Raw genomic sequence first — 11,332 nt, forward strand, 5'->3', positions numbered from 1 at the left:
GATTAATAGTAATTTAAATTGAAACGAGGGATTGTCATGAAACAACAAACAAAAATTATCACTTTAGATAATGGCTATCATTTATGGACACATACTTCTGGTGAAGGTAAGATTAACTTACTTGCTTTACACGGTGGCCCTGGTGGAACCCACGAATACTGGGAAGATTCAGCTGACCAATTAAAGAAACAAGGACTAGATGTTGCCGTTACCTACTATGATCAATTAGGTTCATGGTATTCCGATACCCCTGATTTTTCAGATCCTAAGATTGCTGACAAGATTTTAACTTACGACTACTACGTTGACGAAGTTGAAGAAGTTAGACAAAAATTAGGTCTAGATGACTTCTACTTAATCGGTCAATCTTGGGGTGGTGTGTTAGTTCAACTATACGCACAAAAATATGGAGATCACCTAAAGGGTGCCATCATCTCATCAATGGTCGATGACATCGACGATTACACTAAGCACTTAGATGAAATTCGTGAAAAGGAATTTGCTCCAGATGAATTAGAATTCATGAAGAAGTGTGAAGCTGAAAACGACTACGACAACGAACGTTACCAAAACGATGTTGACCAACTAAACAAGGGTTACATCGACCGTAAACAACCATCTAAGTTGGAACACTTAATCAGCGTATCCAATACTGATATTTACAACAAGTTCCAAGGTGACAACGAATTCGTTATTACTGGTAAATTAGGTGAATGGCATAACACTGATCATCTATCAGAAAACCATGTGCCTACCCTAGTTACCTTCGGTGAACATGAATCAATGCCTGTTGAAACTGGTAAACGTATGGCTAAGATGATTCCAAACGCTAAGTTTGTATCAACTCCTAATGCTGGTCATCATCATATGATTGATAACGCCCCCGTTTACTACGATCATTTAGCTACTTTTATTCGTGAAGTGGAAAACAATACATTTAATAAGTAAGAACTCTCTGAAACTCTGAAGTTCTGAAAGTCAAAAAAGACCCACGGGGTTCGAAAAAAGACCTACTAGGTCTGAAAAAGAACCCACGAGGTTCTGAAAAAAAGACCTACGGGGTCTGAAAAAAGAACCCACTGGGTTCTTTTTTTATATTATTTTTAATGTTTTCGTGGTATAACTATCTTTACTGAATTAAAGGAGTCATCAAAATGCAAAACGTCTATAATATCGTGTTGAATCGAACCAACAGTAACAGCGTTGAAAGATTCATCAACCTATTCAGAGAAGGCGCAATTATCCTTGTTGTCCTTGAAATCTTTGGATACCGAGTACCGTCTTTTCTAACTAATTCAATGAATAACTTCCTATTAAGTATTTTCTACTTAATTACGAGTTACAAAATTCCATTAATCTGTTTCATTCTATTGTGCGGATTATTCTTAGTATCAGAAGCTTCGATGCACCATCGCTATCTTGATAACTTGCATCACAACTTTTGGCGTCAACTAATCAAGCTATACAAATATGTCTGGATTATCGTCTTTACTGTTTGTTTGCTTGCTACTAATCTAGAAAGTCTAATTGACTTTAAATTTATCGTTGAAGCCAGATCATATGCGGCTGGATCAGACTTCTGGCAAACACTATTTAGAAACTGTTTTGCCCTATTCATGTTCTTCTTGAATATTTACTGGTTCTTAGTTTACTTCTGTAACAGCGATAATGCCCTTGCGGAAAAGCATCCCCGTCAAAATCAATTGAATTCTAAGGGATACATTAAGCTATCCAAACGTGAATTGGAATTCTCCAACCAACACGTTTACCTCCAAATATATGTAAGAAACAATGAATCACAAGCTTTAGATGATATTAAAGAATACTTCTTAGTTAAACAGGTCAACTATCGAAACGACCGACAACACAAAGAAGATATCACCATCATCAGTCAGTTTGCCTCATACAGTGATGCTAAAAACTTTATGAATGACTACGCTGACGAACCAAGTAACTTTATGTAAAAAAAGGAACCTACCATATTCTGGTAGGTTCCTTTTTTGTCTTAAAACAAACTAATTAAAATAAATAAAGAAAAACAGGCAGCTGTTATGATACTGTATCTCGTATCGATCAATTGTCCATCGTCAATGTATAAATTGCGACCGCCGAAGAATAATACTAAGGCGATGAAAATAATTTTGACGGTTAACCATTCAATACATATAAGCGCCCAAAGCAACATCATAATATCTGCGATGATTAGCCACACTTTTCGACTATTATAGATGTTGTCCGCCTCCTTATTGTAATTAGTTATTTACTTGTCCTTGTGCTTTGGCAATTTCGTCGGCATCCCTTAGACTTAGTTTTTCAACATCTAAGACCTTGTCCACTAGTCCATTATAGAAACTAGTTTCGTGAGATACGATAATTGCATTTCCAGGGAAGTTATTAATCGCGTGTTTTAGTGATTCCTTGGTTTCGTCATCCAAGTGGTTAGTAGGTTCGTCCATGATTAAGAAGTTAGATGGAGTGAATTCCAACATCGCTAGTTTAACCTTGGTTTGTTCTCCCCCGGATAATTCGCCGATTGGCTTGGAAGCATTTGCTGAATCCAAACCACACTTAGCAAGTTTTGTTCTGATTTCTTTTTGCTCCAACTTAGGGAACTTGTTTTGAATGATTTGCATTGGAGTTTCATTGTTGTTGCTCCATACCAAATCTTGGCTAAAGTAACTAACCTTAGCTGATGGTGAGAATGTTGCCTTCCCACCCTTTGGTTCTAGGATTCCTAGAATAGACTTGATTAGAGTTGACTTACCAACACCGTTAAATCCTTGGAAACCAACCTTTTCATCAGTATTAACCGAGAAGCTAACTGGTTTTAGTAATGGTTTGTCATAACCAACTGATAATTCGTCGACAACCAACGCATTTTGTGAACCAGTGTCTTCGTATGGGAAGTTAAATGATGCATGGATGTTAGTCGAAGGTGGATCAACCAATTCCATATGTGATAGCATCTTTTCTCTTGATTTAGCCATTGTTGATTTTGAACCAGCCTTATTCTTTCTAATGAAGGCTTTGGCCTTTTCAATTTCCACTTGTTGCTTATCGTATTCCCTTTGTTGAACCATTTCACGTTCAGCCTTTTGACGCATGGCTGACTTGAAGTCACCACGGTACTTGGTAATTTTACCAAAGGCGATGTTTACGATACAGTTAGTAACGTTTTCCAAGAAGTCGTAATCATGGGAAATTACCATTACGGCACCGTCAAAACCATTGATGTAGTCTTCCAACCACGCAATATGAGCAACGTCTAGGTAGTTAGTAGGTTCATCAAGTAAGATAACGTCTGGATTTTCTAGAATTAACTTAGCTAGGATAATCTTTGAGCGTTGTCCACCTGACATGTTAGTGATTTGTTGATCACGTTTGACATCATCTAGACCTAAACCAGTGATTACTCGTTCAATTTCGGTCTCAATATCATAGAAGCGTTTTGCTTCTAGTTCTTCTTGAATTCTTCCCGCTTGTTCCAACAACTTGTCATCAAAGTTTTCTGCATATTGTTCATACAATTCTTGCATATGCTTTGATTTATCGTATAGGTCTTGATAAGCAGTGTGCAGAAAATCAATCAATGTCATTCCTTCTGGAATATCAGCGTATTGGTCCAAGTACCCAACGCTAACATTGTTTTGCCACTTCACTGAACCTGAGATTGGCAATTCAACTCCGGTAATAATCTTAATCAAAGTAGATTTTCCTACCCCGTTTTGTCCAACAATTCCCATATGTTCACCCTTATTAAGGGTAAAACTTGCTTCATCGTATAGCTTTTTGTCGGCAAAACCCATACTGATATCTTTAACATCTAATAAAGCCACAGTCTTTTTCTCCTTTTTTCTATTCCGTACTTATATATAATTACAAAATTAACACATTTTAGGGACAAACGTCAATTTTTCGGCGGTTCAAGCAACATTAAATCGTTGCAAAGCCATCGATAATGGTATAATTGAATGTGTAAAAATTTAAAAAAGGAATGATCATAATGAAGGTCAAAGATATTGACCATATTACAATCTTTGCCAATGATCTAAAGCTTTGCATGCGTTTTTACCATGAAGTTTTAGATTTACCAATCATTGAATTCACTAATGACAGACTTGAATTCCAACTTGGCAAGCAAAAACTAATCTTCCTTCAAAATGACAGTGACGATAATGTCCCGGAAAATCCTACGCCGGGTTCATCTAAATTCTGCATCATTGCGAAGGACTCATTAACGGACTTAAGTGCCCATTTAGCCAACTATGGCGTTACCATCATCGACGGCCCCAAAAAAGTTCATGGTTCAAATGGACCAATGAATTCACTTTTCATAAATGATCCAGAAAAAAATGTAATTGAAATTTGTGAATATTAATTAAGAATTATAATCAATATCACACTTTTTTTAATTAATTTTAAGTGCTAACAAACGTTATTATTATGCCCAATAAGCAGCAAAAACTGTGTCATGGTAGGTCTTTAAACATTTTACATGGACATGGATTTTTGTTAGTATACTCAAAGACCATGAAAGGAGTTTTATGAAAAAAAATAAGAAATCAAGAAAAGTAGGTTTATTTCAAATTGTAATGTTGGGACTTAGTTCCATTATTGGTTCAGGTTGGTTATTCGGTTCATGGGAAGCTTCCCGTGTTGCTGGTCCAGCCGCTATCATCTCATGGATAATCGGTGCTATTGTTATTGGTGCTATCGCCTTTAACTACATCGAACTAGGTTCAATGTTCCCCGAAAGTGGTGGTATGAGTAAGTATGCTCAATACACTCACGGGTCTCTATTAGGTTTTATTGCTGCCTGGTCTAACTGGGTATCATTAGTAACTTTGATCCCAATTGAAGCCGTTGCCGCTACCCAATATATGGGTTCATGGCCATGGAAATGGGCTCATTGGACTCACGGTTTTATCGTTAATGGAGAAATTTCTAATCTAGGTTTATTTGTCGTTTTTCTTTTCATATTAGTCTTCACGCTATTAAATTATTGGTCTGTTAATTTACTAGCTAAATTCACTAGTTTTATTTCAATCTTTAAACTAGGAATTCCGCTACTTACTATCATCATGTTAATCCTATCTGGATTCCATGGTGGAAACTTCGCATCACAAGGCTTCATGCCTTATGGTAGCGCTGCTATTTTCTCAGCTACAACAGCTTCAGGAATTATTTTCTCATACAATGCATTCCAAGTTGTTATTAACATGGGAAAAGAAATTAAGAACCCTAAACGTAATATCGCTTTAGGTATTACCATTTCATTGGCTATTAGTATTGTTATCTATGTTGCCCTACAATTTACATTTATTAGTGCCGTAGAACCATCAGTACTTGCCAAGGTAGGTTGGCATGGTATCAACTTCGAATCACCATTCGCCGACTTAGCAATTATGTTAGGTCTACATTGGCTTGCCGTATTGCTATACTTTGACGCCTTCATTTCACCATTCGGTACTGGTGTTTCATTTGTTGCTCAAACAAGTCGTACATTAGCCGCTATGGTTCAAAATGAACACATGCCTAAGTTCTTAGGTAAAATCAATGAACGTTGGGGTGTTCCAAGAATTGCGATGGTTGTTAACATGATCATTTCTGTTCTACTAGTTGCTCTATTTAGAAGTTGGGGCACTCTAGCAAGTGTTATTTCTACTTCAACATTGATTGCTTACTTAACTGGTCCAGTTACAGTAACATCATTGAGAAAAATGGCACCTAATTTCAAACGTCCAATTCGTATGAGAATGCTACAATTCATGGCACCATTAGCTTTCGTGTTAGCTAGTTTAGCTGCATACTGGGCAATGTGGCCAACAACCGTCAAGGTTATCGTAGTTATTCTATTAGGTCTTCCATTCTACTTCTACTTTGAATGGAAAACTGACTGGAAGAAGACAAAGAACCAATTCGCTGGAAGTTTCTGGATGATTGGTTACCTAATCTTCATCTCAGTAATGTCATACGTAGGTTCAGCACCATTCGGTGGTCAAAACTGGATTCCATATCCATTGGACTTCGTTGTGATTATTATTGTTTCCCTAGCTTTCTACAGATGGGGAATTTCCAGTTCAATGGTAAGTACTGATCTTCATAATGCTAAAGTGGTCAATGACCAAATCAATCTAGACGCATATGAAGATGAACCAACTGACGAAAATAAAGAAGACAAATAAAGCATAAGAACACCATTTGGTGTTCTTTTTTATTTGTCCGGTATTTTATTTCTTGACAATTATAATTCTTAAACTTAAAATGAACTTAACTTAAATGAGAGGAGAAAGAACCAATGAAGAATATTTTATCAAAAAATCTAAGTTCTCGTTGGCAAAGCTGGTGCCTATAGGTCGCATTACTAGTATAGATGCGACTTATGATGCAATCATTAAGCGCATCTGTACCGGCTTCTTTCTCACGAATAAATAAGCCTGTGCGGATATGATTCAAACACCACAGGCCATAAGAACGGGTAACCTGTAGTGTCTTGGGTTATCCGTTTTTTTATTGCATTTATGTACCATTTTAAGCTTTATGCCAAAAGGAGAATGAGTTATGAAAAGACTTTATACAGTCATTTTTGTCCTAGTAGTCTTACTAGGTTTTGGTTTTTACCAAGAAAAACAACCACACAAGATCAGCCGTGATCACACCCCTACTGTTGGGATTTTACAACTTACAGAACATCCCGCACTAGACGCTATCCATAAAGGAATTATCGATGGGTTGAAGGAATCTGGTTACATTCCAGGTAAAAACATCAATATTGATTTTCAAAACGCAGAAGGTGACCAAGGAAACTTAAAGACAATGAGTTCTAAGTTTGCAACCGAAAACGTCGACATGTCAATCGGTATCACCACCCCATCAGCGCAAGTACTAGCTAACACAGTTAAAAACGCCCCGCTTATTCTAGGTGCGATTACTGATCCTAAGTCAGCTGGTTTAGTTGATTCAAATGAACACCCAGGTCGTCAAGTTACCGGTGTTTCAGATTTTCCTCCAATGAAGGAAGAATTAAAGCTAATCAAAGAAATTATGCCTAATCTACATACTCTAGGAGTAATTTACACATCAAGCGATGACTCAGCTACATCTCAATATCATCAATTCGTTGAACTATGCAAGAAGGAACACGTTAACGTTAAGGGATACTCAATTTCAAACACTAACGATTTAAACCAAGTTGCTACTCAAATGGTGCAAAACGTTGATGCCGTCTACGTACCAAACGACAACACCGTTGCTTCAGCAATCCAGACATTAGTAAACGTTGCTAACACCAAAAACGTGCCGGTCTTCCCTACTGCTTCAACTGTTGTTAAGCAAGGTGCATTAGCCACCATTGGTTTGAACCAATACAAGCTAGGTGTTCAAACTGGTAAGATGGCCGCTCGTGTCCTAAAGGGTGCTAACCCAGCTGATATGCCAATCGAAAAACTAAGCCATGGTGATCTAGCAATCAACTTAGGCCAAGCCAAGAAACTTGGTATCAAGATTCCTGACTACCTACTTAAGGAAGCCAAAAGAAACGGAGTGATTTACAAATGAGTTTAATTATTTCAGCAATCGGACAAGGACTATTATGGTCAGTAATCGGAATTGGTCTTTACCTAACATTTAGAATTCTAGACTTCCCTGATATGACCGTTGAAGGAACTTTCCCAATGGGTGCTGCAACTGCTGTTACAGCAATTGCTCATGGTGTCAATCCAGTTTTAGCTACCATCCTAGCCTTCTTGGTTGGATGTGTCGCTGGTCTTGTTACCGGTCTTTTATACACTAAAGCCAAGATTCCTGTACTACTTGCCGGAATCTTAGTAATGACTGCCTCATACTCAATCGATCTTCGCATCATGGGTAAGCCTAACCAATCACTATTAGGTCTACCTACCTTACTAAGCGGTAAGTTCCTACAATCATTACCACCTTACTTCGATGGTGTCTTCGTTGGTTTCGTAGTCATCACCGTCGTAACTTTAATTCTTATTTACTTCCTACAAACTGATTTAGGTCAAGCCTTCATCGCCACCGGTGATAACGAAAACATGGCCGAATCATTAGGTATCAACACCGATAACATGAAAATCATGGGTGTGAGTGTATCTAACGGACTAATCGCCCTAGGTGGTGCTTTAGTTGCCCAAAACAACGGTTACTCCGACGTTAACATGGGTATCGGTATCATCGTTGTTGCCCTAGCATCAATCATCATTGGTGAAGTTATCTTCGGTGATTTAACCATGAACCAACGTCTAGTTGCCGTAATTGTCGGCAGTATTTTATACCGTCTAGTATTACTACTAGTTCTACAACTTGGTTTCAACGCCAACGACTTGAACTTAATCTCATCAATCCTACTTGCGATTTTCATGGGTCTTCCCGCATTCGAAAGTCGTTTCCATCTAAAACATGTCTTGAAAAGGGGGCTAAAAAATGACTAAGACAATCTTTCAATTAAAAGACGTCGTAAAGACTGTTAACGAAGATACTCCAGAAGAATTAAACATCTTAGATCACGTTGACCTAGACATTCATGAAGGCGACTTCATAACCATTCTAGGTTCCAATGGTGCTGGTAAATCAACATTATTCAACACCATTGGTGGCAACCTTCGCCCTACTTCTGGTCAAGTTATCTACAAGGATAAAGACATCACTAACATGTCAGTTGTTAAACGCACATCATTTTTAAGCCGTGTCTTCCAAGACCCTAAGCTAGGAACTGCTCCTCGTATGACAGTGGCTGAAAACCTATTGCTTGCTGAAAAACGCGGTGGTCACCATCACCTAGTACCTAGGAAGCTAAAGGGTGAAATGAAACGTTTCAAAAACATCACCGCTAAGATGAACAACAACTTAGATCATCGTTTAAACACCGCCACCGGTAGTCTATCTGGTGGTCAACGCCAAGCATTGAGTTTTTTAATGGCAACCATCAAAAAACCCGGCATCTTACTACTAGATGAACATACCGCTGCATTGGATCCTAAGACATCCCAAAACCTAATGGACATCACTGATGAAACCATCAAGGAACAAAATCTAACCTGTCTTATGATTACCCACCACTTAGAAGATGCATTGAAGTATGGAAACCGTCTATTGGTACTCCACCAAGGAAAAATTTCATACGACATCTCAGGTGAAGACAAGAAAAAACTAACCAAAGAAGAACTACTTACATTCTTCAATGATATTCAATAAAAAAAGGAAGGCATCAAAAGATGTCTTCCTTTTTTTTAACTTATTTTTCGTATATTTTGACAAGTCCTTGGGTTCCGTCATTACCTAATTGATAATCGTTAACCATCTTGTCGTATAGTTGTTTAGCTAATTTGGTAGCTGGTAAATCAATGTGCATTTCTTCAGCACCTTGTAAGGCAATTCGTAAGTCCTTTAAGAAGTGCTTAGCTGAAAAGCCTGGCTTAAAGTCACCCTTCAATACACGTGGGCCATAGTTATCTAGACTCCAGTTATCAGCACTACCACTTGAAACAGTGTCCATCATGGAAGCTAAGTCCAAACCGGCAGCCTTACCGTATTCGTACATTTCGACCATTCCAGTCATAGTACCGGCAATCATGATTTGGTTTGCCATCTTAGTATGTTGGCCCTTACCAGGACCACCAAATAGTTTTACTTGGCTGCCCAAGGTATCTAGAATTGGTTTGACCTTATCAAAGGTATCTTGCTTACCACCAACCATGATGGTTAAGGTACCCTTCTTGGCACCGACGTCACCACCGGATACTGGTGCATCCAATGTTTCGATACCATTCTTTTGTCCTTCTGCAAAGATTTCTTCGTCTAATTTTGGTGTTGAAGTGGTGGAATCAATTAAGATGGTGTCTGAATCAGCACCCTTGAATAATCCGTTATCACCAAAGTAAATGTCTTTTACGTCATCAGGGAAACCAGCAATTGTAATCACAACATCTGAAGATTGAGCAATTTGTTCAGGTGTATCCACCCACTTAGCACCGTTATCGATTACGCTTTGTGCGTGGGCCTTAGTACGGTTAAATACGTTTACCTCATATCCTGACTTCAATAAATTATTAATCATTGAGGAACCCATTACACCGGTCCCAATAAATCCAATTGTCATGTTTCATCCCTCCTTAATTAAAACACTAAGGCTATTTATCGATATCTTCAAACATTTAGCTTAATTCCTATCAGGTCCAATATTTGTTATAATGGATATGTAAATCTTTTTTCCGAATGGAGGATTATTATTATGAATAATGGTGACAATGACAACCGTATTCGTAAATATACTTTCGATGATACATTTATGAACTCCGAAAATAATCAGTCAAATTCAAACCACATTTGGCCAATTATTATCTTTATCGTCGTTGTGGCTGCATTAATCTTAGGCGGGGTAAAAGCCGTTACCTACTTCACTAGCAACCATGACAATCAAACCACTAAGATGACTCAATCAAGTAATCAAAGTAGTTCAAGTTCAGATGAATCAAATACATCCGAACAAAGTAAGAATAACCAAAATAAGAGTAATTCATCAAACCAATCAAAGAAGAAAACAATGTTTGATGGTACTCACATCTTTAGTTCTGTTGCTGATGCGCAAAACTACGCGAAGGCAACACAAAATCAGTGGATCCAAGAAGGTTACCAAACATACACCGTTTCAGCCGATTCGCAAGGTTATTACATTTTAAAATTTGTTAGATAGGAGGATTATTCTTGAAAGTAAACGTTAAACTTGATAACAACCGTCTACCAGACAAGTACACCCGTCATGCAGCTGAGGAATTTAAGCAAAACGATTTTCCAATCGTTTCATTTCCTTTCTCTATTGAAGATGTTCCTGCTGATACAAAAGAAATTGCCTTTGCGCTAACTGATTTAGATTCAATTCCCGTATGTGGTTTTGAATGGATTCATTGGTTAGTCGCTGGTCTAGATGGTAAGGACGTAATTGTTCCTGAAAACGCGAGTCAAAAAAATCCATTACATTGGATTCAAGGTAATAATAGTTCGGCTGGTCACATCTATAACCTAGGTGATCAACCTATCAGTCACAAATACATGGGACCTAAACCACCAAGTGGTGTTCATGATTACACATTGACAGTTTATGCGTTAGACCAAAAGCTAAACTTCAAAGATGGTTTCTGGTACAACGAACTAATTCATAACATCGATGGTCACATTATCGAACAAGTAAAAGTTGATTTACCTGTTGAAAACTAAAAAAGACGTTGACCTGAACCCCTAAAATTGGAGGATGGTTATGCAATTTTCTGGGAGGAATTGTTCCGGTATTCAACCGGTGACATTCCTCCCAGTTTTT

General features: G+C 37.9%; 11 protein-coding genes. 9 read left to right on the forward strand and 2 right to left on the reverse strand.

Going from position 1 to position 11,332, the window contains the following annotated elements; all coding sequences use genetic code 11:
- Positions 1-36 precede the first annotated feature (36 nt).
- Both RZ78_RS05450 and RZ78_RS05455 read left to right on the forward strand, forming a co-directional pair.
- The gene (locus RZ78_RS05450; protein WP_054608356.1) at positions 37-948 is read left to right on the forward strand and encodes a proline iminopeptidase-family hydrolase; all 912 of its coding nucleotides are present in this window, start codon (positions 37-39) and stop codon (positions 946-948) included.
- Between the two features lie 206 nt (positions 949-1,154).
- The gene (locus tag RZ78_RS05455; protein WP_034531443.1) at positions 1,155-1,964 is read left to right on the forward strand and encodes a hypothetical protein; all 810 of its coding nucleotides are present in this window, start codon (positions 1,155-1,157) and stop codon (positions 1,962-1,964) included.
- Positions 1,965-2,252: 288 nt separating this feature from the next.
- On the opposite strand, the gene RZ78_RS05460 is transcribed toward RZ78_RS05455, so the two are convergent.
- Positions 2,253-3,806, reverse strand: coding sequence for an ABC-F family ATP-binding cassette domain-containing protein (locus tag RZ78_RS05460; protein ID WP_034531619.1), 1,554 nt, complete (start codon positions 3,804-3,806; stop codon positions 2,253-2,255).
- Between the two features lie 197 nt (positions 3,807-4,003).
- On the opposite strand from RZ78_RS05460, the gene RZ78_RS05465 reads away from it, so the two are divergent.
- From RZ78_RS05465 to RZ78_RS05485, 5 genes are all read left to right on the forward strand, one after another.
- Entirely contained in the window at positions 4,004-4,378 is a 375-nt protein-coding gene (locus RZ78_RS05465) for a VOC family protein (protein WP_054608357.1), read from the forward strand.
- Between the two features lie 166 nt (positions 4,379-4,544).
- Entirely contained in the window at positions 4,545-6,185 is a 1,641-nt protein-coding gene (locus RZ78_RS05470; protein ID WP_054608358.1) for an APC family permease, read from the forward strand.
- Between the two features lie 376 nt (positions 6,186-6,561).
- On the forward strand, positions 6,562-7,557 hold the full coding sequence (gene trpX, locus RZ78_RS05475) for a tryptophan ABC transporter substrate-binding protein (protein WP_034531438.1): 996 nt from the start codon (positions 6,562-6,564) through the stop codon (positions 7,555-7,557).
- Positions 7,554-8,450, forward strand: coding sequence for an ABC transporter permease (locus RZ78_RS05480; protein ID WP_053795734.1), 897 nt, complete (start codon positions 7,554-7,556; stop codon positions 8,448-8,450). The genes trpX and RZ78_RS05480 overlap by 4 nt, the downstream gene beginning before the upstream one ends.
- Positions 8,443-9,213 carry an ABC transporter ATP-binding protein gene (locus tag RZ78_RS05485; protein ID WP_054450418.1) on the forward strand — a complete coding sequence of 257 codons (771 nt, stop codon included), beginning with the start codon at positions 8,443-8,445 and terminating at the stop codon, positions 9,211-9,213. Before RZ78_RS05480 ends, RZ78_RS05485 begins: the two co-directional genes overlap by 8 nt.
- A gap of 40 nt (positions 9,214-9,253) precedes the next feature.
- On the opposite strand, the gene RZ78_RS05490 is transcribed toward RZ78_RS05485, so the two are convergent.
- Entirely contained in the window at positions 9,254-10,117 is an 864-nt protein-coding gene (locus RZ78_RS05490; protein ID WP_054608359.1) for an NAD(P)-dependent oxidoreductase, read from the reverse strand.
- Positions 10,118-10,249: 132 nt separating this feature from the next.
- Here RZ78_RS05490 and RZ78_RS05495 point away from each other — a divergent pair, with 132 nt between their 5' ends.
- Both RZ78_RS05495 and RZ78_RS05500 read left to right on the forward strand, forming a co-directional pair.
- Positions 10,250-10,711 carry a hypothetical protein gene (locus RZ78_RS05495; RefSeq protein WP_054450422.1) on the forward strand — a complete coding sequence of 154 codons (462 nt, stop codon included), beginning with the start codon at positions 10,250-10,252 and terminating at the stop codon, positions 10,709-10,711.
- Between the two features lie 11 nt (positions 10,712-10,722).
- Positions 10,723-11,232, forward strand: coding sequence for a YbhB/YbcL family Raf kinase inhibitor-like protein (locus tag RZ78_RS05500; RefSeq protein WP_054608360.1), 510 nt, complete (start codon positions 10,723-10,725; stop codon positions 11,230-11,232).
- Positions 11,233-11,332: the final 100 nt, after the last annotated feature.

Origin of the sequence: Apilactobacillus kunkeei, assembly GCF_001308195.1 — a bacterium.
GTDB classification, from domain to species: domain Bacteria; phylum Bacillota; class Bacilli; order Lactobacillales; family Lactobacillaceae; genus Apilactobacillus; species Apilactobacillus kunkeei_C.

Coding starts and splice junctions, on each gene's coding strand:
- RZ78_RS05490 (WP_054608359.1), bottom strand. CDS start 10,117: ATGACAATTGGATTTATTGGGACCGGTGTAATGGGTTCCTCAATGATT.
- RZ78_RS05485 (WP_054450418.1), top strand. CDS start 8,443: ATGACTAAGACAATCTTTCAATTAAAAGACGTCGTAAAGACTGTTAAC.
- RZ78_RS05480 (WP_053795734.1), top strand. CDS start 7,554: ATGAGTTTAATTATTTCAGCAATCGGACAAGGACTATTATGGTCAGTA.
- RZ78_RS05460 (WP_034531619.1), bottom strand. CDS start 3,806: ATGGGTTTTGCCGACAAAAAGCTATACGATGAAGCAAGTTTTACCCTT.
- RZ78_RS05470 (WP_054608358.1), top strand. CDS start 4,545: ATGAAAAAAAATAAGAAATCAAGAAAAGTAGGTTTATTTCAAATTGTA.
- RZ78_RS05495 (WP_054450422.1), top strand. CDS start 10,250: ATGAATAATGGTGACAATGACAACCGTATTCGTAAATATACTTTCGAT.
- RZ78_RS05455 (WP_034531443.1), top strand. CDS start 1,155: ATGCAAAACGTCTATAATATCGTGTTGAATCGAACCAACAGTAACAGC.
- RZ78_RS05450 (WP_054608356.1), top strand. CDS start 37: ATGAAACAACAAACAAAAATTATCACTTTAGATAATGGCTATCATTTA.
- RZ78_RS05465 (WP_054608357.1), top strand. CDS start 4,004: ATGAAGGTCAAAGATATTGACCATATTACAATCTTTGCCAATGATCTA.
- trpX (WP_034531438.1), top strand. CDS start 6,562: ATGAAAAGACTTTATACAGTCATTTTTGTCCTAGTAGTCTTACTAGGT.